The sequence below is a fragment of the Sphingopyxis sp. genome (genome assembly GCF_035250425.1).
Classification (GTDB): domain Bacteria; phylum Pseudomonadota; class Alphaproteobacteria; order Sphingomonadales; family Sphingomonadaceae; genus Sphingopyxis.
In genome coordinates this window covers 1-22654 of sequence record NZ_DATFFD010000246.1, presented here as the reverse complement: position 1 = coordinate 22654, position 22654 = coordinate 1, and the positions used below count along the sequence as shown (strand labels likewise).

Annotated in this window: 19 protein-coding genes; 11 read left to right on the top strand and 8 right to left on the bottom strand. The window is 65.6% G+C overall.

Annotated elements, in window-relative coordinates:
* Position 1 precedes the first annotated feature (1 nt).
* The 5 genes from VJ811_RS15080 (at position 2) to VJ811_RS15060 (ending at position 5089) form a co-directional block, all read left to right on the top strand.
* Complete coding sequence (locus VJ811_RS15080; RefSeq protein ID WP_324073792.1) at positions 2 to 1033, top strand: class I SAM-dependent methyltransferase; 1032 nt, start codon at positions 2 to 4, stop codon at positions 1031 to 1033.
* Positions 1030 to 1548: a GNAT family N-acetyltransferase gene (locus VJ811_RS15075; protein ID WP_324073791.1), complete on the top strand. Its 519-nt coding sequence runs from the start codon at positions 1030 to 1032 to the stop codon at positions 1546 to 1548. The genes VJ811_RS15080 and VJ811_RS15075 overlap by 4 nt, the downstream gene beginning before the upstream one ends.
* Positions 1545 to 2312, top strand: coding sequence for a peptidoglycan editing factor PgeF (gene pgeF / locus VJ811_RS15070; protein ID WP_324073788.1), 768 nt, complete (start codon positions 1545 to 1547; stop codon positions 2310 to 2312). Before VJ811_RS15075 ends, pgeF begins: the two co-directional genes overlap by 4 nt.
* Positions 2313 to 2319: 7 nt before the next feature.
* A complete protein-coding gene (locus tag VJ811_RS15065; protein WP_324073786.1) occupies positions 2320 to 3726 on the top strand; it encodes a DASS family sodium-coupled anion symporter in 1407 nt (468 codons plus the stop codon).
* Between the two features lie 70 nt (positions 3727 to 3796).
* Positions 3797 to 5089, top strand: coding sequence for a cystathionine gamma-synthase family protein (locus VJ811_RS15060; protein ID WP_324073783.1), 1293 nt, complete (start codon positions 3797 to 3799; stop codon positions 5087 to 5089).
* A 140-nt stretch (positions 5090 to 5229) separates the two neighbouring features.
* On the opposite strand, the gene VJ811_RS15055 is transcribed toward VJ811_RS15060, so the two are convergent.
* On the bottom strand, positions 5230 to 5949 hold the full coding sequence (locus VJ811_RS15055; RefSeq protein ID WP_324073781.1) for an HAD-IB family hydrolase: 720 nt from the start codon (positions 5947 to 5949) through the stop codon (positions 5230 to 5232).
* Between the two features lie 101 nt (positions 5950 to 6050).
* Between VJ811_RS15055 and VJ811_RS15050 the strand changes: the two genes are divergently transcribed.
* From VJ811_RS15050 to VJ811_RS15030, 5 genes are all read left to right on the top strand, one after another.
* Complete coding sequence (locus VJ811_RS15050; protein WP_324073780.1) at positions 6051 to 7157, top strand: ABC transporter permease; 1107 nt, start codon at positions 6051 to 6053, stop codon at positions 7155 to 7157.
* The gene (locus VJ811_RS15045; protein ID WP_324073778.1) at positions 7157 to 8011 is read left to right on the top strand and encodes an ABC transporter ATP-binding protein; all 855 of its coding nucleotides are present in this window, start codon (positions 7157 to 7159) and stop codon (positions 8009 to 8011) included. Before VJ811_RS15050 ends, VJ811_RS15045 begins: the two co-directional genes overlap by 1 nt.
* A gap of 9 nt (positions 8012 to 8020) precedes the next feature.
* On the top strand, positions 8021 to 8962 hold the full coding sequence (locus VJ811_RS15040; RefSeq protein WP_324073776.1) for an MlaD family protein: 942 nt from the start codon (positions 8021 to 8023) through the stop codon (positions 8960 to 8962).
* Between the two features lie 11 nt (positions 8963 to 8973).
* Positions 8974 to 9573: an ABC-type transport auxiliary lipoprotein family protein gene (locus VJ811_RS15035; RefSeq protein ID WP_324073774.1), complete on the top strand. Its 600-nt coding sequence runs from the start codon at positions 8974 to 8976 to the stop codon at positions 9571 to 9573.
* 141 nt (positions 9574 to 9714) lie between these two features.
* The gene (locus VJ811_RS15030; RefSeq protein ID WP_324073772.1) at positions 9715 to 10035 is read left to right on the top strand and encodes a multidrug efflux SMR transporter; all 321 of its coding nucleotides are present in this window, start codon (positions 9715 to 9717) and stop codon (positions 10033 to 10035) included.
* Between the two features lie 535 nt (positions 10036 to 10570).
* On the opposite strand, the gene pepN is transcribed toward VJ811_RS15030, so the two are convergent.
* Positions 10571 to 13168, bottom strand: a complete 2598-nt coding sequence (gene pepN / locus VJ811_RS15025; RefSeq protein ID WP_324073770.1) for an aminopeptidase N — start codon at positions 13166 to 13168, stop codon at positions 10571 to 10573.
* A 46-nt stretch (positions 13169 to 13214) separates the two neighbouring features.
* Here pepN and VJ811_RS15020 point away from each other — a divergent pair, with 46 nt between their 5' ends.
* The gene (locus VJ811_RS15020; RefSeq protein ID WP_324073798.1) at positions 13215 to 14045 is read left to right on the top strand and encodes an SDR family NAD(P)-dependent oxidoreductase; all 831 of its coding nucleotides are present in this window, start codon (positions 13215 to 13217) and stop codon (positions 14043 to 14045) included.
* Between the two features lie 42 nt (positions 14046 to 14087).
* On the opposite strand, the gene VJ811_RS15015 is transcribed toward VJ811_RS15020, so the two are convergent.
* The 6 genes from VJ811_RS15015 to VJ811_RS14990 all read right to left on the bottom strand — a co-directional run.
* The gene (locus tag VJ811_RS15015) at positions 14088 to 15353 is read right to left on the bottom strand and encodes a DUF445 domain-containing protein (protein ID WP_324073768.1); all 1266 of its coding nucleotides are present in this window, start codon (positions 15351 to 15353) and stop codon (positions 14088 to 14090) included.
* 70 nt (positions 15354 to 15423) lie between these two features.
* Entirely contained in the window at positions 15424 to 18840 is a 3417-nt protein-coding gene (locus VJ811_RS15010) for an efflux RND transporter permease subunit (protein WP_324073766.1), read from the bottom strand.
* Positions 18841 to 18877: 37 nt separating this feature from the next.
* Complete coding sequence (locus tag VJ811_RS15005) at positions 18878 to 20083, bottom strand: efflux RND transporter periplasmic adaptor subunit (protein ID WP_414711955.1); 1206 nt, start codon at positions 20081 to 20083, stop codon at positions 18878 to 18880.
* 290 nt (positions 20084 to 20373) lie between these two features.
* The gene (locus VJ811_RS15000; protein WP_324073794.1) at positions 20374 to 20646 is read right to left on the bottom strand and encodes a GlsB/YeaQ/YmgE family stress response membrane protein; all 273 of its coding nucleotides are present in this window, start codon (positions 20644 to 20646) and stop codon (positions 20374 to 20376) included.
* A 120-nt stretch (positions 20647 to 20766) separates the two neighbouring features.
* Entirely contained in the window at positions 20767 to 21030 is a 264-nt protein-coding gene (locus VJ811_RS14995) for a GlsB/YeaQ/YmgE family stress response membrane protein (protein WP_324073764.1), read from the bottom strand.
* 1000 nt (positions 21031 to 22030) lie between these two features.
* The coding region (locus tag VJ811_RS14990; RefSeq protein WP_324073763.1) for an OmpA family protein at positions 22031 to 22654 on the bottom strand (624 nt) is incomplete at its 5' end.

Below are 22654 nucleotides of genomic sequence, written 5' to 3'. Positions count from 1 at the left end.
GATAAGCGAAATCGCGGCGGCGCGGCCGGCGACGATCGCCGACTATATGGCGGCGGCCAACAGCCATTATTATGCGACGCGCGACCCGCTCGGCGCCGCGGGCGATTTCACCACCGCGCCCGAAATCAGCCAGATGTTCGGCGAGATGGTCGGCGTCTGGATCGCCGACCTGTGGCAGCGGGCGGGCAACCCGGCGTTTCGCTATGTCGAGCTTGGCCCCGGTCGCGGGACGCTCGCCGCCGACGCGCTGCGCACCATCGCGCGTTTCGGCTGCGCGCCGGCCGGCATCCATCTGGTCGAGACGAGTCCGACGCTTCGCGCGGCGCAACGCGCGCGCCTGCCCGCGGCCGAACATCATGACGAGGTCGACGCGCTGCCCGACGACGCGCCGCTGCTCATCGTCGCGAACGAATTTTTCGACGCGCTGCCGATCCATCAATATGTCCGCGTCGCCGATGGCTGGCGCGAGCGCATGGTCGAACGCCGCGATGGCGTATTGGCACCCGCCGTGGGCGAGATTCCGGCCGACGACGCCATTCCGGCTTCGCTGCAAAGCCAGCCCGAGGGCACGATCGTCGAAACGACGCCCGTCTCGGCGGCGATCATGCAGCGCTGCGCCTTTCGCCTCGCGCGCCAGGGCGGCGCGATGCTCGTCATCGATTATGGTTATGCCGGCCCCGCCGCTGGCGACACGTTGCAGGCGGTAAAGGCGCACCGGTTCGTCGACCCCTTCGCCGAACCGGGCGAGGTCGACCTGACCGCGCATGTCGATTTCACGGCGCTCGCCGAAGTCGCGAATGGCGCGGGCGGGTCCGTCAGCGCGCTGGCGACGCAAGGCGCGTGGCTGCGACGGCTCGGCATCGACGCGCGGTTGCAATCGCTCGCCGCCGCCGCGCCGAACCGCGCCGAGGAATTGAAGAGCCAGCGCGACCGGCTCGTCGAACCGCGCGCGATGGGCGATTTGTTCAAGGTGATGGCCTGTACCGCACCGGGCTGGCCCACCCCCACAGGATTCAAAGGAGACGCCGCATGACCACCATCGAACTGGCAAAAACCGGAGACGCCGAGGCCATCGCCGCCTTTGCCAACGGATCGTTCACCCACACTTTCGGCACCATCTATGACCCCGCCGACCTCGCGACCTTCCTGGCGGAGTGGAATCCGCCCGACCGCGTTCGCGCGCAGATCGCGAGCGATGACCATGATATCGCAATGGTGCGCGACGAAGCGGGTGCGATCCTCGGCTATATCAAGATGGGTCCGGTCGATTTCGACCTGCCCGACGATCAGCCGACGGACGACGCCGTCGAGCTGCACCAGCTCTATGTCGCCGAAGCCGCCAAGGGCACGGGCGTTGCCGTCGCGCTGATGGAATGGGGCATCGCCTGGGCGCGCGAGCGCGCGTCGATCCTCTACCTCACCGTCTTCACCGAGAATGACCGCGCGCAGGCTTTTTACCGCCGCTACGGCTTCTATGACGTCGGCCGCAACGCGTTTCGCGTCGGCAATCATATCGACGAGGACCGCTTCTTCAGGCTCGATCTGTGACCGCGCCCTTCGTCACCGCCGCGCCGCTCGACGGCACCCGGCACGGCTTCTTCGGCCGCCGCGGCGGGGTGTCGTCGGGCGAACTCGCGTCGCTCAACTGCGGGCTCGGTTCGGGCGACGATCCGGCGTTGATCGCGGAGAACCGGCGGCGCGTCACCGACGCGGTGCTTCCGGGCGCGACGCTGACCGGCGTCTACCAGGTTCACGGCAATCGCTGCGTCATCGTCGATGACGAAACCGACCTCGCCGCGCGGCCCGAAGCCGACGCGCTCGCGACGCGGACGCCGGGCATATTGCTCGGCATCCTGACCGCCGATTGCGTCCCGGTGCTGTTTGCCGACCGCGACGCCGGCGTCGTCGGCGCGGCGCACGCGGGATGGAAAGGGGCGCTTGCCGGCGTCACCGATAGCGCGCTGGACGCGATGGAGAGCCTTGGCGCAAGGCGCGCCGACATCGCGGTCGCGATCGGCCCGTGCATCGCGCGCGCCTCCTATGAGGTCGATGAAAATTTCGTGCAGCGCTTCGTCGCCGACGATCCCGCGAACGAACGCTTCTTCGCCGCGGGCAAGCCCGGCCATGCGATGTTCGATATCGCCGCCTATGTCGCGGCGCGGCTCGCCGCGGCTGGCGTGACGCGAATTGCCATCGGCGGACAGGACACCTATGCCGACCGCCAAGATTATTTCAGCTATCGCCGCGCGTGCCACAAAGGAGAAAATTCCTATGGCCGCCAATTGTCGGTGATCGGACTGGCGGGAGGATAAGGGGCCGATGACGCGCACGCGCTGGTTGGGATTGATCGGCGGGCTCGTCGTCTTTTGCATCATGCTTCTGCTCCCGGCGCCCGCGGGGATGGAGGTCACGGCCTGGCGCGTCGCCGCGCTGACCGTATTGATGGCGATCTGGTGGATGACCGAGGCGCTGCCGCTCACCGTCACCGCACTCATGCCCTTCCTCACCGTGCCCGCCTTTGGCGTGATGGATGCGAATGCGATCGCGAAGGAATATTATTCGCCGATCCTCTTCCTGATCCTCGGCGGCGCCTTTCTGGCGCTCGCGATCGAACGCGTCGGGCTGCACCGTCGTTTGGCGCTTGCGCTGCTCAAACGCGCCCCGCCGACCGCAAGCGGCCTGCTCTTTGCCTTCATGACCGCAACCGCGCTGCTCAGCATGTTCATTTCGAACACCTCGACCGCGCTGATCATGATCCCGATCGCACTCGCCGTCGTGCGCGCGGGCGGCGTGCAGGAAGGCGAGACCGATGGCTTCGCGGGCGCGGTGATGATGGGAATCGCCTTCGCCGCCTCGCTCGGCGGGCTCGGCACGCTGGTCGGCAGCCCGACCAACGCGATCGCGGCGGCGCTGATCGAAAAGGCGCTGGGTCTCCGCATCGCCTTCCTCGACTGGGCGCTCTACGGCGTCCCGATCGTGCTGCTGTCGGTCCCGATCGCCATGGGAATTCTCGCGCGCGTCCAGCGGCTTGCCGACCATCCGTTCGACGGCACCGCGGCGGCGGCGGCGCTCGGTAACCAGGCGATCTGGTCGGCCGCCGAACGGCGGGTCGTCCCGATCTTCCTGATCGTCCTCGTCGCGTGGATCGCGCAGCCCTGGCTCGAACCGATGCTCCCCAAGGGCGCGCTCACCGACGGCACCATCGCGGTCGCCGGCAGCCTGCTGCTTTTTGTCCTGCCCGACGGCACCGGCCGGCCCTTGCTGCTTTGGAAGGAAGCCGACCGCGCGCCATGGGGCGTCATCATGATGTTCGGCGGCGGCCTCGCGCTCGCCGCCGCGATCACCGCGAGCGGGCTCGCCGCCTGGCTCGGCGCGGTGCTGGCACCGCTCGGCAGCGTGCCGACGATCCTGCTCGCCACGACGATCGTCGCGCTCACCATCCTGATCACCGAGTTCGCGAGCAACGTCGCGACCGCGAGCGGGATCATGCCCGTGCTCGCGGCACTGATCGCGGCGACCGGCGTCGACCCGATCCTGCTTGCGCTTCCCGTTGCGATGGCGGCGAGCTGGGGTTTCATGCTGCCGTCGGGAACTGGGCCGAACGCGCTTGCGTGGGCAACGGGTCATATCGCGCTACCGCGCATATTGAAGGCGGGCTTCGCACTCGACATTATCGGCGTTCCGCTTTTGATCGGGGTGATCTGGATCATCGCGATGATCCGATGATCCCGCGCAATATAGTTTCAAACGAAACCTGCGTGCTATACAGGGCGCCAACACCTCAAGGAGCATCCCCATGGCCATGCGCGGCAAACCCAAGAACAACACAAGGAAAATCGGCGATCGCGACCTCAGCCCCGCCACGTTGATGATGGGACTCGGCTATGACCCCGTGCTCTCCGAAGGTTCGCTGAAGCCGCCGATCTTCCTGACCTCGACCTTCGCGTTCGAAAGCGCGGCGGCGGGCAAGCGTTTCTTCGAACATATCACCGGCAAGCGCGAAGGCCCGGCCGACGGCCTCGTCTATTCGCGTTTCAACGGCCCGAACCAGGAAATCCTCGAGGACCGGCTCGCGGTCTGGGACGGCGCCGACGACAGCCTCGTCTTTTCGAGCGGCATGTCGGCGATCGCGACCCTGCTCCTCGCGCTCGTCGGCCAGAATGACGTGATCGTCCATTCGGGTCCGCTCTACGCCGCGACCGAAACGCTGATCGCGCGCATCCTGTCGCGCTTCGGCGTCAGCTTCCTCGATTTCCCCGCGGGTGCGACGCGCGAAGAGATCGACGACATTCTGGCACGTGCGCAGACGCTCGCCGACGAGAAGGGCGGCAAGGTCGCGCTCGTCTATCTCGAAAGCCCCGCGAACCCGACCAACGCGCTGGTCGACGTCGAGGCGGTTCGCGGCGCGCGCGACGCCGCTTTCCCGGGCGAGCAGCGGCCGCCGATCGCGATCGACAACACCTTCCTCGGCCCGCTGTGGCAAAAGCCGATCCGCCAGGGCGCCGAACTCGTCGTCTACAGCCTCACCAAATATGCCGGCGGCCATTCGGACCTCGTCGCGGGCGGCGTATCGGGCGACCAGCGCCTGCTCAACATCATCCGCCCGATGCGCAACACGATCGGCACGATCTGCGACCCCAACACCGCGTGGATGCTGCTGCGCAGCCTCGAAACGCTCGAACTGCGCATGACCCGCGCGGGCGAAAATGCGCTGAAGGTCTGCACCTTTCTCCGCGATCATCCGAAGGTCGACGGCCTCGGCTATCTCGGCTTCATTCAGGACGCGCGCCAGAAGGATATTTTCGACCGCCATTGCACCGGCGCCGGATCGACCTTCTCGCTGTTCATCAAGGGCGGCGAGGAAGAAAGCTTTCGCTTCCTCGACGCGCTGAAGATCGCCAAGCTTGCGGTCAGCCTCGGCGGCACCGAGACGCTCGCGAGCCATCCCGCCGCGATGACGCACCTGTCGGTTCCCATCGAGCGCAAGAAGGCGCTCGGCATCACCGACAATCTGGTGCGCGTGTCGATCGGCATCGAGGACCCCGACGACCTGATCGCCGATTTCGCGCAGGCACTGGACGCGGTTTGATTAAACCCTCCCCCTTGATGGGGGAGGCGCGAGACTTGGCGATGTAATCGCCTAGTCGCAGCGGTGGGGGTGAGGTCGCCAGCGTAAGCCGATGCCTGCGACCTCACCCCCACCCAACCCTCCACCATCAAGGGGGAGGGCTAGCTACGCGCGCGCCAGTCGACCACCCGCCAGCCCATTTGCGGCGCGAGCTTCTTCAGCCCCCGCGACGGCGTGGTCGCGACCGCCTCGTCGGCGAAATGCAGCATCGGATGGTCGGAGACATGGTCCGAATAGGCGCGGATATGCGCCGCGTCGCGCGTAATCGCATTGGCGGCCATCCAGCCATCGATCCGCGCGAACTTCGCCTCGCCATAACAATTGTCGCCCGCGAGCCGCGCATGGATATGGTCCGCCCCGTCGGGTTCGTCGAGCTGCGTCGCGAGCACATCGTCGATCCCGAGCCGTCGTGCGATCGCATCGACGTACAGGTGGAACGACGCGGTCGCGAGCAGCAGCCGATACCCCGCCTCGCGGTCGGCCGCGATCTGCTCGAGCGCCGCGGGGTGCAGCCCGCGCGCGACGACCTTGTCGGCATAGCTTTCGGCGAGCGGCGCGATTTCGGTGCGGCGGAACCGCTTGCCGACGAGCAGCCGGAGGTTGATCGCCTTCAGCCGCGAGCGGTCGATCAGGCGCAGCGAATAGGCCGCGCCGGCGAGCCCGACGAGCGGCAGCAGCAGGAGCCGCCATTGCTGGCGCCGCCGCGCGACATGCATCAGGAACCCGCTGTAAGTCCCTGAACGCGTTATCGTCCGGTCCATGTCGTACATCGCAACGCGGTGCGCATAATCAGGGATCGGCGTGGCGAGCGGGTCTTCCATCGCTCACCCATAGTGCGGCCCGGCATGGCGGCCAAGGCCTGCTCGCCAAACCATGGATTCGCTTGCCGTCGTGGGGCAAATAAGACAATGTCCCCCGCACGATGGTGGCCCGGGCGGATTTCGAACATAGCGACGGCGCCGACGGCGCCGAAGTTCGCTTCACAGGCCGTCTGACGCTCGCGCGTCTGGGTGACGTTCCCGAGCGGCTCGATGCGCTAGGTCCGATCGCGACGCTCGACTTGTCGGACCTCGAACGCATCGACACCGTCGGCGCCTGGATTGTGACACGCACCGTCAACGAACATGGGTCGAAGGTTGTTGGCGCGAGCGAGGAAGCGCAGCGCCTGCTCGAAGCCCTCGCCAGCGACAAGAGCGAGTATCGCGTCCACCGCGACCGCCGCCCGGCGTGGGCGCGGATGCTCGAACAGGTCGGCAATGCCAGCGTCGCGATCTGGCAGGAGCTGCTGGGCATCGTCGGTTTTTTCGGCGCGATGATCGTCGCGCTGGGCACCCAGATTCGCGCGCGTCGGCGCCTGCGCTGGAATGCTGTCGTCACCCGCTTCCAGACCGTCGGCGTCGACGCCCTGCCGATCATCGGCCTGATGAGTTTCCTGATCGGGATCGTCATCGCGCAGCAGGGCGCGGTGCAGCTCGAACAATTCGGGCTGGAGGTGTTCACGATCAACCTCGTCGGCCGCGCCTCGATCCGCGAGCTGGGCCTGTTGATGACCGCGATCATGGTCGCGGGCCGCTCGGGATCGGCGTTCGCCGCGCAGATCGGCACGATGAAGCTGACCGAAGAGATCGACGCGATGCGCACGATCGGCGTATCGCCGATGGAAGCCATCGTCTTGCCGCGCGTCGCCGCGTCGACGATCACCATGCCGCTGCTCGGTTTCTACGCCAGCCTTTGCGCGATCGTAGGCGGCGGCGCCTTCGTTTGGATCGGCCTCGACATCCCGCCGCTGACCTATATCCAGCGGCTGCGCGAAATCATCCCGATGACCGATTTCTACATCATGCTGATCAAGGCGCCGGTGTTCGGCATATTGATCGGCGTCACGGGCTGCTACGAAGGCATGCAGGTGCGCCAGAATGCCGAGGAGGTCGGCCAGCGCACGACCTCGGCCGTGGTTGCCGCGATCTTCCTCGTCATCGTCCTCGACGCGATGTTCGCCGTCTTCTTCTCTTCGCTGGGGTGGAATTGATGGCCGAAGAGATCGAGCAGGAGATCAAGGAAGAGCTTGCCGCCGCCGACGCGGTGCGGCCCGAAAAGTTCGAAACGGCCATTTGCATCCGCGGGCTGAAGAACCAGTTCGGCGATGCCGTGGTTCACGAAGACCTGAACCTCGACGTTCGTTCGGGCGAGATCCTGGGCGTCGTCGGCGGATCGGGCACCGGCAAATCGGTGCTGATGCGCTCGATCATCGGGCTCCAGACGCCGACGGCGGGCGAAATCGAGGTGTATGGCAAGACGCTCGACACGATCGCCAACGAAGAGGAATCGCGCGACCTGCGCCGGCGCTGGGGCGTGATGTTCCAGGGCGGCGCACTCTTTTCGACGCTGAGCGTCGCCGAAAATATCCAGGTTCCCCTGCGCGAATATTATCCGCGGCTCGACCAGCGCCTGCTCGACGAAATCGCGGCGTACAAGGTCCAGATGGTCGGCCTGCCGTCCGACGCGGGACCCAAGTTTCCGGCCGAACTGTCGGGCGGCATGGTGAAGCGCGCCGGCCTCGCGCGCGCGCTCGCGCTCGACCCGGCGCTGCTCTTTCTCGACGAGCCGACCGCGGGGCTCGACCCGATCGGCGCGGCGAAGTTCGACGAACTGCTTCGCGAGCTGGCCGACACGATGGGCCTCACCGTTTTCCTGATCACCCACGACCTCGACACGCTCTATGCGACCTGCGACCGGGTCGCGGTATTGGCGGAGAAGAAGGTGATCGCGGTGGGCACGATCCCGGAACTGCTTGCCACCGAGCATCCGTGGATACAGGATTATTTCAACGGGCCACGCGGCCGTGCTGCGGCAAGCGGGAACCAAACCGCGAAGCCGCGATAGGAACAGCTGATGGAAACTCGCTCAAACAACGTCCTCGTCGGCGCTTTTGTCCTCTTCTTCACCGCGGCGCTCGCGTTCTTCGTCGTCTGGCTGGCGAACGACAGCGGCGGCGATAAGCGCGAATATGACATATTCTTCAAGCAGTCGGTCGATGGACTGAACAAGGGCGCCCCGGTGCAATTCTCCGGCGTCCCCTCGGGTCAGGTGCGCGAGATCGCGCTATGGCCCGACGATCCGCAATTCGTGCGCGTCCGCATCGAGGTGAATGAAGGCGTCCCCGTCCTGCAGGGCACGACCGCCGCGATCGAGGGGGTCGGCTTCACTGGCGTCTCGCAAATCTCGCTCGACGGCGCGGTCAAGGGCGCGCCCGCGATCACCGACAAGGGGCCCGCGGGCAAGCCCGTCATTCCGACGCGCGTCGGCGGGCTGGGCGAATTGCTCAACACCGCGCCCCAGTTGCTCCAACGGCTGTCGACGCTGACCGAGCGTCTAGCCGAACTCGCCGACGACGAAAATCAGGCGAGCATCCGGGGCATCCTCAATAATGTCGAGGCGTCGACGGCGATCCTCGCACGCAACGGCCCCGCGATCGAAAAGGCACTTGCCGACACCCGCATCGCGATCCAGCAGACGGGCGTGGCGGCCGAGCAGATCGGCAACCTCGCCGCATCGGCGCAGGGTACGATCGACCGCAATGTCGATCCGGCGATGGCGAACCTGCGCGATACGCTGAAGTCCGCGAACGCTTCGATGGCGACGCTGGAGTCGGCCATTTCCGACGCGCGGCCCGGGCTCAAGACGTTCAGCGAAACGACGATTCCCGAAGCCAATGCGCTGATCCGCGATCTGCGCCGCACCTCCGCCTCGCTGTCCAGCCTGACCGACAAGCTCGATCAGCAGGGCGCCGGGGCGGTTCTCGGCGGCAGCCAGCTGCCCGACTATAAAAAATGAGGACCATGCCAATGCTCCGCCGCCTCCGTACATCGCTGCTGCTCGTTGCCGGCGCCGCGACACTCTCCGCCTGTGTCAGCCTCGGCGGCAAGACACCGCCCTTCCTGCTGACGCTCGACTCCGACGCGGCGCCGTCCGCGGGCGGCGCGCGCACCGCGGCCGAAGCCGCGACGCTGACGATCCTGATCCCGACCGCGCCGCAAAAGCTGCGCACGACGCGCATCCCGGTGCAGCAGGACGGATCGAGCGTCACCTATGTCAAGGACGCGCAATGGGTCGAGGCACCCTCGCGCCTGTTCCAGCGGTTGGTGTCCGAAACCGTGTCGGCGCGCACGTCGCGCGTCGTGCTCGACGAGGGGCAGTATCTGACCGCGCCGGGCGAACAGCTCGCGGGGCAGTTGATGGAATTCGGCGTCGACGCCGCGACCAACGAGGTCGTCGTCGTCTATCAGGCGATGCTGGTGTCGGCGGGCGGCAAGACGGTGACGCAGCGCCGCTTCGAAGCGCGCGAGGCGATCGGCGGCAAGGTCGAGGCGAAGCCTGTCGGCGAGGCGCTGACCCGCGCGGCGAACAAGGTCGCGGTCGAGGTTACGGGCTGGCTGGGCGGCTAAAAGAACCTCCCGATCGAGTTGCCATTTCGAACCGTTCGCTCTAGGGGCCGCGGCTCCACACCACCTGTCAACGCGCAGCCTCTTCCGGGTTTCCGGCTGCGCCCTTTCCTTTCGAGCCCGCCGACTTGAAAGGACTATGCCATGGCGTGGGTCATCCTCGCGATCGCCGTTGTTACCGAAATCATCTGGGCGCTCAGCCTGAAATGGGCCGCGACGCTCGGAACCTGGCAGGCATCGGTCGTGCCCGTCTCGCTCAGCTTTTTGAACATGGCGTTGCTGGCGTTCGCGATGCGCGGAATCTCGGCCGGAACCGCCTATGCGATCTGGACCGGCCTCGGCGCGGTCGGGGTCATCATCGGCGGCATTCTGTTATTCGACGAGAAAGTGAATCCGGTCCAGATCGGCTTCATGGCGCTGATCGTCATCGGCGTCGCCGGGACCAAGCTGTTTTCGACGGCCTGAGCAGAGGTCGTGAGGGCCGGTTGCGGGCGGAAGCGGCCATGGCCGCTTAGGCGGCTTTGAAAAGGATTCGTGCAGAGGCGCAGAGATCGCAGAGACGAAAAATCTTCCCCTCTGCGATCTCTGCGCCTCTGCGCCTCTGCGCGAATATCTTAAGATGCCAAGGTTCGACCAGAAGCGGCCATAATAATCCGTCGCCCCCGCCTCCGCGGGGGCGACGGTTATTTGGAATGGCAGCTCACCACTTCATAGCCGACATCGCTTCAAATAAGCCTTTCCTACATTATCCGGCTGTGCCAGCCTTCATCCCGGCTCTTTCATTTGGCGGATAAATGCGGTCGCTGTCCGGCTTGCGGGTGCCGCCACGGCAGGGCGTACCGCGCGCGTCCAGCACATCGCGAGATCCAAATCGGGCGCCGCACAGGGCTGAACTTTCCTGAACTTTGGGATATCACGCCGCCCTTGCGCCGACCGGTTTCCGGATCCAACGCGGGATGACGAAAGAAGGTCTTGGCGATTCCCCGCCCCAATGCCGTCCTCACCCCAGCAAGCTTTTCGACGCCTGTTCGGTGACGTCGCGCGACAGGCCGGGCTGCGCGAGGATGCGCTCGAGCTCGGCCTTCATCAGCGCCTGCCGCCCCTCGTCGAAACGCTTCCAGCGGCCGAGCGGCGGGATCATCTTCGCCGCGGTCTGCGGGTTCTTCGGGTCGAGCGCGATGACGAGATCGGCGATCAGCTTGTACCCCGCGCCGTCGGCCTGATGGAACGCCGCCTGGTTACCCGTCAGCGCGCCGTAGAGCGAGCGCACGCGGTTCGGGTTCGCGAGCGTGAAGTCGGGGTGCTGCGCCAGCGCCTTCACCGCATCGACGGTGTCGCCGCGCATCGACCACGCCTGCACCTGAAACCATTTGTCGAGCACGAGCGGATTGTCGCGATAGCGTTGATAGAAGATGTCGAGCGCATGGGCGCGTTCGTCGCTGTCTCCATGCGCGAGGGTCGCGAGCGCCGCCTGCCGTTCGGTCATGCCGTCGGCGTCGGAGAAGATGCGGAAGGCGAGCGCCGGGGCATCGTCGATCCCCGTTGCGGCGAGATAGGCGAGCGCGACGCCGCGCAGGCGGCGGCCGCCCTTGGCCTTGCTCGACAGATCGGTCGCGAGCGGGGCGCTGCCTGCAAGGATCGCGCGCCATTCCGTTTCGAGCGCGATGCCGATCGCCGCCTGCAAAGCGAGCCGTTCACGGCGGATCGCATCGGGATCGACCGTGACCATCTGGTCGCCGATGAAGGCTTCGCTGGGCAGCAGCACCGCCTCGGCGACGAAGGCGGGGTCGCCATCGCGGCCTGCAAGCGTCTGTGCCACGGCCTCGACCACCGCGCCATTGTCGGCCGCCTTGCCCGAGACCGCCGCGACGAGCGTGTCGAGCATTAGTTGTTGCAGCGCTTCATAGCGCGCGAACGGATCGTCGTCGTGCGCGGCGAGCCACGCAAGCTCGCCCTCTTCGCGTGTGAAATCGACGATCACCGGCGCCGAGAAACCACGGTTGATCGAAAGCATCGGCCGGCTGCGATAGCGGCCAAGCGGCACCGCCATTTCGGCCCGGTCGAGCAGCACAAGTTGCTCCGCTTCCTCGCCACGGCCGCCATCAAGATCATAGGCCTTGAAACGGAGCGGGATCAGCATCGGCTGCTTGTCGGGCTGGCCCGGCGTCGGCGGGACAGTTTGCGTCAGATGGAGCGTGCGCTCGCCCGTCGCCGCGTCGGTGCCGATCCGCGCCTTGATGCGCGGCGTCCCCGCCTGCTCGTACCAGCGGCGGAACTGGGTCAGGTCGATGCCCGCGCCTTCCTCGATCGCCTTGACGAAATCCTCGCACGTCGCGGCCTCGCCATCGTGGCGGTCGAAATAGAGGTCGGTGCCTTTGCGGAAACGTTCGGGGCCGACCATCGTCGCCATCATGCGGATGATCTCGGCACCCTTGTTATAGATGGTCGCGGTGTAGAAGTTCGAGATTTCCTGGAAGCTGTCGGGGCGGATCGGGTGCGCGAGCGGCCCAGCGTCCTCGGGGAATTGCGCCGCACGGAGCAGGCGGACATCTTCGATCCGCTTGACCGCCGGCGATCCCATATCGGCGGAGAAATTCTGGTCGCGAAAGACGGTGAAGCCTTCCTTCAGGCTGAGCTGGAACCAGTCGCGGCAGGTGACGCGATTGCCCGACCAGTTATGGAAATATTCATGCGCGACGACGCCCTCGACCCCGTCATAATCGACGTCGGTCGCGGTGTCGGGGTCGGCGAGGATGTAGCGGGTGTTGAAGATGTTGAGACCCTTGTTCTCCATCGCCCCCATGTTGAAATCGCTGACCGCGACGATGTTGAACAGGTCGAGGTCGTACTCGCGGCCATAGACCTCCTCATCCCATTTCATGCTGTCTTTGAGCGCCTGCATCGCGTGGCCGGTGCGATCCTGATCGCCGCCCCGCACCCAGATGCCGAGTTCCACCTCGCGCCCCGACATCGTCGTGAAGCTGTCCTTATTGACGACGAGGTCGCCCGCGACGAGCGCGAAGAGATAGGAGGGCTTCGGCCACGGATCTTCCCACAGCGCCCAATGATCGTTCCCCTCGTCGCCCTGCTCGACGCAATTGCCGTTCGACAACAGGATCGGGAACGCGGCCTTGTCGCCCTGCATCCGCACCTTGTAACGGCTGAGCACGTCGGGGCGGTCGGGATGGAAGGTGATGCGGCGGAAGCCTTCGGCCTCACACTGGGTGCAGAGCAGCCCGCCCGACGCATAAAGCCCCGAAAGTTGCGTGTTCGATGCGGGGTCGATCACGGTGTCGACCTCGACCGTCGCGGCGGTGCGTTCACCCAGATCGACGATCAGGTCGCTGCCGTCCATCCGCCAGTCGTTCCACACCTCGCCATCGACGCGCACCGCCGCCGGGGTCAGCCCGTCACCGCGCAGCGTGAGCGGCACCGGCGCATCGGCCTGGCGCACGACCGACAGCGCCGCGCCGACCTTCGTCGCGTCGATCCCGAGCGCGAAGTCGAGCGCGATGTCGGGAACCTGCCAGTCGGGAACGCGATAGTCGGCGCGATGGATGGTGACGGGAATGGCGGGGGTTGAGGAGGCATCGGTCATGATAAGCGATCTAGGCGCGGCGCCGCGGGCGCGCAATAAGGGCGCCATGGGACAGATGCTGATTTTCGGAATGGGTTATGCCGCGAGTCATCTCGCGGGGCGGCTTCGCGCGCGCGGTTGGGAGGTGACCGGGACGACGCAGGACGGGCGCGAGGGCAGTATCGCCTTTGCCGACGAGGCGGCGGTGCTCGGCGCGTTGCGCAGCGCGACGCACATATTGTCGTCGGTGCCGCCAGTCGAGGGCGCCGACCCGGTGCTCGCGCGCTATGGCGGCGCCATTGCCCTCGCCCCCGCAAGCTGGATCGGCTATCTGTCGTCGACCGGCGTTTATGGCGACACCGGCGGCGCGTGGGTCGATGAAAGCGCGCCCATCCGGGGCCGTCGTCCCGACCGCAACGCGGCCGACCTCGCATGGCAGGCGCTCCGCAGCGACGTCCGCGTCTTCCGCCTGCCCGGCATTTACGGCCCCGGCCGCTCGATCCTCGATCGCATCGCCGAAGGCCGGACGCATCGGATAGACTTGCCGGGGCAGGTTTTCAGCCGCGTACATGTCGACGACATCGCGGGCGGGGTCATCGCGTCGTTCAGGCGGCCGGCGGGCGCCTATAATCTCGCCGACGACGAGCCGTGCCATCAGAACCGGCTCGTCGAATGGGGCTGCGCGATGCTGGGTGTGCCGTTGCCGCCGCTGCAATCGCTGGGCGAAGCGGGCCTGTCGCCAGCGGCGCGGGCTTTCTACGCCGAGAATCGCCGTGTTGCGAATGGAAGGGCGAAACGGCTGCTCGGCTGGACGCCGCGCTATCCGACGTTTCGCGAGGGGCTGGCCGCTTGCCAATTACCGTCGCCCCTGCGAAGGCGGGGGCCGCTATCGGTGTAGCGCAAGATTGCCAGCGGCCCCCGCCTTCGCGGGGGCGACGGTTTATAACGCCACATCCACCGCATGGATCAGCACCCCGACCAAGCCGCCGACGAGCGTCCCGTTGATGCGAATATATTGCAGGTCGTCACCGACGGCATTTTCCAGCCGGTCGGTGATCGTCTTCGCATCCCAGCCGCGGATCGTGTCCGACACCAGCCTGAGCGCGGTTTCGCCATAACTGTCGACCATGCCGACGACAGCGCGGCGCGCATAGCGGTTGAGCGTGCGCTTGATCGCCGCATCCTCGCCCAGCATCGCACCAAACTGGGTGACGAGTTCGCCGATGCGGCCCGCGAGCATCGTGTCGGGGTTGCGCGCGGCCTTGAGCAGCGCGGTGCGGCCCTGTTCCCAAAGGCCGTCGAGCCAGCGTTTCACCGCCTTGTTTTCGAGCAGCTCGTCGCGGACCTTCGCAACTTTGGCCTTCACCTCGGGATCGTGCTGCAGGTCGAGCGCCATTTTGGCGAGCCCTTCCTCGACGCGGATGCGCAAGGGGTGCGTTTCGTCGACCGCCATTTCGCTGAGCAGCTTCGACAGCCCCGCGACGATGCGGTTCGAGATGCTCTCGTCGAGCCCGGTGAAACGCACGATCGCGTTACTATTGTCGTGCACCATCTGGTGGATCAGATGCTCGTTGAGTTCGAGCGTCTTCGACCCCCATTTGACCATCGCATCCAAGAGGGGTTGATGCCGCCCCTCGGCGAGCGCAGCCTGGAGCGCCTGCCCGAGCAGCGGCGCGACATCGAGCTCACGCAGCCGGTCGGCTATCGCCGATTTGACGATCCCGCCCAGCCGCTGCTGGTCGAGCGCGCCCAAACCGTCGGCGATGATCCGCGACGCGCCGAGCCGCAGCCGCCCGCCACCCTCGCCCGGTTCGGACAGGAATTTGCCGACCGCGCCCGCGACGTCGACCGTCTGCATCTTGCGCGCGATCAACCGCGGCAGCAGGAAATTGTTGAGCAGGAAGCGCGCGAGCGTGTCGCCGATGCGGTTCTTGTTGCGCGGGATGATGGCCGTATGCGGGATCGGCAGGCCCATCGGATGGCGGAACAGCGCGGTCACCGCGAACCAGTCGGCCAGCCCGCCAACCATCGCCGCCTCGGCAAAGGCGCGGACGAAGCCGACGGCGGGATGGACGTCCTGATAATATTTCGCGCCGAGGAAAATGAACGCCATGACGACGAGCAGGCCCGTCGCGACGACGCGGATATTCGATCCTCTCGCCGGAATGGCGACGCCAATCGGCCGGGAGAGCGTGCGGTCGGTCATGCGAACCAAATGGCGAAATGCCGGAAAGGTTGCAACCGGCGCAGTCGCTTACCGCGCCGGCCCGCCCCCATCACTCCGCCGGTTCGGGCGCGGGCGCCCCGTGCGGCTTGGTATCGTCGCCCTTGCGATAGGTCAGCAAGTTGCTCGAGAAGAAGCGGCCGAGGCGCTTTTCGATGCTGTCGGCAAGGCTGAAGCCCGCGGGAACGATCAACAGCGTCAGCAGCGTCGACAGGATCAGGCCGCCGATCACGACGACGCCCATCGGCGCGCGCCACGCCCCGTCACCCGACAACGAAATCGCGGTCGGCACCATGCCCGCGACCATCGCGACCGTCGTCATGACGATCGGTTGCGCGCGCTTGCGCCCGGCATCGAGCAGCGCCTCCATCTTGCCGACACCATGATCCATCTCCTCGATCGCGAAATCGACGAGCAGGATCGAGTTTTTCGCAACAATACCGAGCAGCATGAGCAAGCCGATATAGACGGGCATCGAGATTTCCATGCCCGTGATCGCGAGGCCGAGCAGGCCGCCAAGCGGCGCGAGCAACAGCGACGACATATTGACCAGCGGCGACAGGAAACGGCGATAGAGGAGCACCAGCGTCGAAAGGACGAGCATCAGCCCCGACACGACCGCGATCATGAAGTTCATGATCAGTTCGGCCTGCCACTTGGCGTCGCCTTGGACGACCTTGCGAATCCCCTGCGGCATATTCTTGACCGCGGGCAGCGCGTCGATCTTTTTCTGCGCTTCGCCGGTGACGAGGCCGGGCGCCAGGTCGGCCCCGATCACGATGCGCCGCGTCTGGTTGTACCGGCGCAATTCGGTCGGCCCCGCGCCAAAGCCGATTTCGGCCACCGATTTCAGCGGCACCGTGGTCCCGCGCGATGTCGGCACCGGCAGATTTTCGATCGTCGCAAGGCTGCGGCGCGAATCTTCGGACAAGAGCACCCGGATCGGGATCTGGCGATCGGACAGCGAGAATTTTGCCGCATTCTGGTCGATGTCGCCCAGCGTCGCGATGCGGATCGTCTGACTGAGCGAAGCGGTCGTCACGCCCAGTTCGGCGGCCAGATCCATCCGCGGGTTGACGATGATTTCGGGGCGCGGGATATCGCCCTCGACCCGCGCCGCGCGCAGTTCCTTCACCTTGTCCATCTGCTCGACGATCAGGCGCGCATGTTTTTCGAGCGCGACCGGATCGTCGCCGCCGATGACCATCGTGATGTCGCGGCCCGAAAAGCCGCCCGACTGGCTCTGGAACGTCACGCGCGCATCGGGGATCGCCGCGAGCTTCGGCTGAAGGCTACGTTCCCATTCGACGCTGGTTGTCGGACGGTCTTTCTTGAGCGTGATGAAGGCATTCCCGCCGCCGACATTGACGTCGTAGAAGGCGGTTTCGACAACCGGGTTGTTGTCGAGGATATCGCCGATCTGCCGCACGATGGTTTCGCTTTGCGCCAGCGTCGACCCCGGCGGCAGTTCATAGCGAACCTGGCTATAGTCGCTGTTGATCGTCGGCTGGAACTGCTGCGGCAGGACCATGAACAAGACGATGCTGAGGGCGAACGCGCCAGCTCCGATGCCGACGATCCACACCCGATGGTCGAACAGCCGCGCCCAAAAGCGCCGAACCATGAATAGCGCCCAACCGGTGAATATCCATTGGCGCATCCCCAGGACATAGGCGAGCGTGCCGAGAAGGATCGCGAGCAGGCTGGTCCCGAGAAAAACGGAGATGGCGGTGAACGGCGTTTGCAGCAGGAAATACATCGCCGGATTGGGGCCGTCCTGCCCCGCCGGAACCGGCTGGAAATAGCTGAAGACGGCAAAGAGCACATAAAGGCCGGCGAGTACGAGCGGCACGCCCAGATAGGCAAGCTTCGTCGGCACTGCTTCGTAACGCGCACGCACCGCCCGCTGCTTGCTGCTGTCGAGCGTCCAGCCGAGCAGCCTTTCATAACGGTCGACCCACGGCCCCGCGGCATGGTCCTGCTCGCCCTGCGCCGACAGGAAATAGGCGGAGATCATCGGCGTGATCATGCGCGCGACCGCGAGGCTGACGAGCACCGCGAACACGACCGTCAGGCCGAACTGAATGAAGAACTGGCCCGAAATGCCCGGCATCAGCGCGACGGGCAGGAAGACCGCGACGATCGACATCGTCGTCGCGACGACCGCAAGGCCAATCTCGTCGGCGGCGTCGATCGACGCCTGATAGGCGGTCTTGCCCATGCGCATATGCCGGACGATATTTTCGATCTCGACGATCGCATCGTCGACGAGCACGCCCGCCACCAGGCTCAACGCCAACAGGGAAAGCCCGTTCAGCGAAAATCCCATCATGTCCATGAACCAGAAGGTCGGGATCGCCGAGAGCGGGATCGCCAGCGCGCTGATCAGCGTCGCGCGCCAGTCGCGCAGGAAGAGGAACACGACGATGACAGCGAGGATCGCGCCCTCGATCATCGCGGCCATCGAGCTGCGATATTGTTCCTTGGTATATTCGGTGCGGGTGAAGAGGATCTTGAAGTCGACCTTGGGGTTGTTCTTCTTGATCTGCTCGAGCTTCTTCATCGTTTCGTCATGGATCGTGACGTCCGACGCGCCCTTGGCCTTTTCGATCGAGAAGCTGAGCACCTGGCGCCCGCGGATTTTCGCGAGGTTGCGCTGTTCGGCATAGCCGTCGGTAACCTTCGCGACGTCGGAGAGGCGAATGGTGCGGCCGTTGCCGATCGAAAGGCGCGTTTCACCGAGATCGAAGGCGTTGGCGGCGTTGCCGAGCACGCGCACCGCCTGTTCGCTGCCCGCGATTTCGGTGCGCCCGCCCGCCGCGTTGACGTTGGTCTGGCGAAGCTGCTGGTTCACTTGACTGGCGGTAAGGCCATAGCTTTGCATGCGTGCGGGATCGAGGATGACGCGAATCTCGCGGTCGACGCCGCCCGAGCGGCGAACCTGGCTCATGCCGGGGATCGACAGCAGTTCCTTGGCGACGCTGTTGTCGACGAACCACGACAACTGCTCGAGCGTCATGTCCGACGCCTCGACCGCGAAATAGGTGATCGGCCCGCCGGCGATGTCGACGCGCACGACCTGCGGTTCGAGGATGCCGTCGGGCAGGTCGCTGCGGATCTGCTGAACCGCCTGGTTGACGTCGTTATAGGCGCGGTCGATCGGCGTGCCGATCGCGAACTGCACCATCGTCCGGCTGTTGCCTTCACCGACATAGGAGGACATTTCGTCGACGCCGCTGACCCCGCGAACCGCCGCCTCGACGCGCTGCGTCACCTGCGTTTCCAGCTCGGTCGGGGCCGCGCCCGGCTGCGCGACGATGACCTGCACCGCGGGGAATTCAATGTCCGGATTGTCGTTCACATCCATCCGGTTGAAGCTGACGAGGCCCGCGAGCAGCAGCAGCACGAACAGGACGACCGGCGGCACCGGATTGCGGATGCACCAGGCGGAGATGTTGCGAAAGCTCATGATTCAGACGCCTTTGTGCGGGTACGGCCCGAAATGGTTACTGCGACGATTTCTGCACGACCGGCTTCACCTTGTCGCCGACGTTGAGGAAGGCGCCCGCGAGCACGACGACGCGTTCGTTGCCGGTGAGCCCCGACGCGATCGACACACCGTCGTCGGTCACGGTGCCGACCTTGACCACGCGGCGCTGGATCTGGTTCTTGTTGTCGACGACCAGCACGAAATTGCCTTCGGGACCACTCTGCACGGCGCTTTCGGGAAGCATCGGCGCTTCTTCGGTGCCCGACACGAGCCGCGCGTCGGCGAAGCCGCCGGGACGGAGCGCCGGACTATAGGGAACCGCAATGCGGACCATGCCTTGCCGCGTGTCGGGATTGACGACCGGCGACACCTGCCACACCTGACCCGCGACCTGCACATTGGTGCCGACGGGGTTCACCGTCGCGCGGGTGCCGACGCGGACACGCTGCAAATCGGCCTCGGCCATCTGCGCCATCATTTCCATCTCGCCGCCACGCGCCATGCGGAACAGCACGCCGCTGCCCGCGCCGACGATCTGGCCCGTCTCGACCTCGCGCGTCAGCACCAGTCCGGCGGCCGGGGCGACGATGTTGAGGCGGCCGTTGCGCGCCTGCGCTTCGGCATATTGCGCCTGCGCGACGCGGACGCGCGCGCTGGCCGCGTCGCGGGTCGCGCGCTTGCGGTCCATGTCGGCTTTCGAAATGAAGCCGCGCGACACCAGCGCGGCGGCGCGCGTGAGTTCGGCTTGCGCCAGGTCGGCATCGGCCTGCGCAACGCGGATCGAAGCGGCGAGGCTGGCCGCCTGCTGCGCCTGGACCGAGCGATCGATGATGGCGAGCGGCTGGCCGGCATTGACCCACTGACCGGGCTCGACAAGCACGCGCACGACCTGGCCGCCCTCGCCGGCAACCCCGACGGGCATTTCGCGGCGCGCCGCGATCGTGCCGTTGGTCGAAATCGTCGCTTCGACCGACTGCCGGCCGGGGATGACGACGGTGATGTTGGGAATGCTGGCCGCGTCGGCCCCGCCCGCAGCGCCCTCGCCACCCGCAGCGCCGCCCTTGCTCGAGCTGAAGGCGTACCATGTCGCGGCGAGCGCGAGTGCGATCAGCACCAGCGCGACGATCAGCCGCGTCCGGTTGCGACGTCCGTCCGTCTCTTCATAAAAGCTTTGCGTACCCGCGAGGCTGTCCATCACATCCACTTTCCGCTCGTAGTTCACGCCGAAAACCCTCCCTGCCTTGCGCGGCATCATGCTGCGGCAGGCGCAAGCACGCCTGTCCCCTCAACCCCGCACAACAGGATCAATCCACTGCGAGGTGTATTACCTAATTAAATCACCACTGGCAAGAGGCGAAACTTCGCCATCCCCCCTGCGCCCCGGATCATGGCTCATAGGCTTGTCTTCGTGCAATTTCCAGTGGTTACCGCCATGAAAAAGGGCGGCGCGCCTTGCGGCGGCCACCCTTTTCTTCCGGCCGGTCCGAACGACCGACCGTTATTGGCAGGCGGTCAGCGGACCCGGCCGCGCCGCACGAGATTGATGATCCCGAGCAGGATCACCGCGCCGAGAAACGCCGCGAGCAGAGTCATCGGATCCCACGGATTATCGCGCAGGCGACCGCCGCCAAGGAAGCTGCCGAAGAGCAAGCGGCCGAGAAAGGAACCGATGGCGCCAACGACAATGTTCAGAAAAATGCCCTGCTGGGCGTCGGTCTTCATCACAATGCTGGCCAGCCAGCCGATAACGCCGCCAATGACAACCGCAATAATGAAAGTAAGCATGAGATGACCCCCTACGATCGGTGATGCCGCCTGACATTGCAGGCGTCGCATTGGTAACCCAAATATTTGATATCGCCTAGCAGAATGGCGGCGGCGCGATCACGCCCGCCGCCACGCCGTTCAGCGGACGCTGCCGCGCCGTACCAGGTTGATGATACCGAGCAGCACCACCGCGCCGATGAAGGCCCACAGCAGCCCGATCGGGCTGAAGGTGTCGAGGCTTACGCCCATGCCGAAAAAGCTGCCGAGGAAATTGCCGAGGAACGCGCCAACGATCCCGACGACGACATTCAGGATAATGCCCTGCTGCGCGTCGGTGCGCATGACGATACTCGCCAGCCAGCCAATGATACCGCCGACGATCAACGTGATGATCAGACCCATGATTTTCCCTTCCCTGAACCGGCCGGGCGAGCGCCGATGCCCGGCGATCATGCGAACGTCCGGTCGCGCCCGGACATCGTTTCAACGACAATGAAAGAATGCGGGTCGGGAGCGAAAGGTTCCCGGCCGGCCCGCGTGGGCTCGGCCGGGAAAGTGGGATCGGTTCCTGATCGGGAACGTCTCCGGGTCGCAAGGCGCCACTAAGCAGCAGCGTTTGACGCTGATGTGACGAACGTCACAGGTGCAAAAATAAATGAGATGGGAATGCGGCCTGCGGCACGAGCGCGGCCATGATGCGGGACATTCCGGCGGCCGCGCATACGAAATGGGGGCCGACATCGCTGCCAACCCCCACTATCCGGCTTTGCCCCACGCACTCCGCCTCACTTCATCCCGGTCCGCTTCTCTTGCGATCAGCAGCCCGCAAAACGATGCGTTGCGGCGCACGCCGGAACAATCCGGCGACGGTTTGGTCGGCCCCCTTTCGGGGGCCGGCCGCACCTGGAAAGCCCTTCATCATCTCTTCTTGCGTCTGCCGAAGCAGTCGCTGTCCAAGCGATGGACTGCATTTCCTGTACCCGATCGGGTCCGTATCAACTCGTGGGAATCGCTACGTTCCGTGATCAGGCTATCGGTCGATTTCCTCGCCAATCCGTCCGTTCTCTTCTGGCTAGTCTTGCAACTACCCTTGATGTCCCGGTGGTCTGTCGTCTCTGTCGTCCGATGATTTGAAGCTGACATGAAGCTTTGGACCCGCCAACAAAAAATGCGCGAAAAGCCGCCATCGATCGCCTGCGATTGTGGATAAGTCCGGCATTAGCAACAAGCGGATTCGGTGCAGCATTTTTGTAACAGCAGTGCAGCATTTTCGGATTCAAAATTCGACCCGACTCGCGGGCACGATGGTCCGATCCAGGTCGATTTTCTCCGCGAGTCGCGACTCGGCATAAAAAAAGCGAGGCCCGCAGACCCCGCTCTCTTTTTCCTGTTGGACCGACGATCAGCCCTTCACGGTGACCTCGACCCGGCGCGCCGCCGAATTGTCGGTGCCGGTCGTCGTCGTCTCGGCCGGCTTTTCCAGCACGACCTTGTCGGCCGCGATGCCGAGCTTCTCGAGTGCCGCCTTGACGCTCTGCGCGCGGTTCTTCGACAGTTCGGCATTGGCCGCCGCATTGCCCGTCGGGTCGTTATAGCCCGACACCGCCAGCGTCGCGGCGGGGTTGCTGTCGAGATAGGCCTTCACCGACGAGGCCGCGGTCGTGAGATCATTCGACACGTCCGATTTGCCGGTGTCGAAATACACCGTCAGCATCGGCTTGCCCTCGCGATCCGCCGCGACGACGCCAGCGCCTTCGGGGATAGCGACTGCGGTTGCCGTTCCCGCCGTGCCCGCGGCGGGCGCGACGGTCTCGCTGATCGCCGCTTCGTCCGCGGCCGGGGCAACGGCCGCATCCTGTTTCGAACAATAGCGCAGCCCGAAGAAGAGCAGCGCCGCCAGAACCAGCGCCAGCAGAAGCCAGCCCAGCCAGCCCAGCCAGCCCATGCCGCCGCCCTTTTCGCTGTCACCGCTCGAATAGGTGGTCTGCGGGCTTGCCGCCGACGGCGCCGGAGCTGCGGGCGGGGC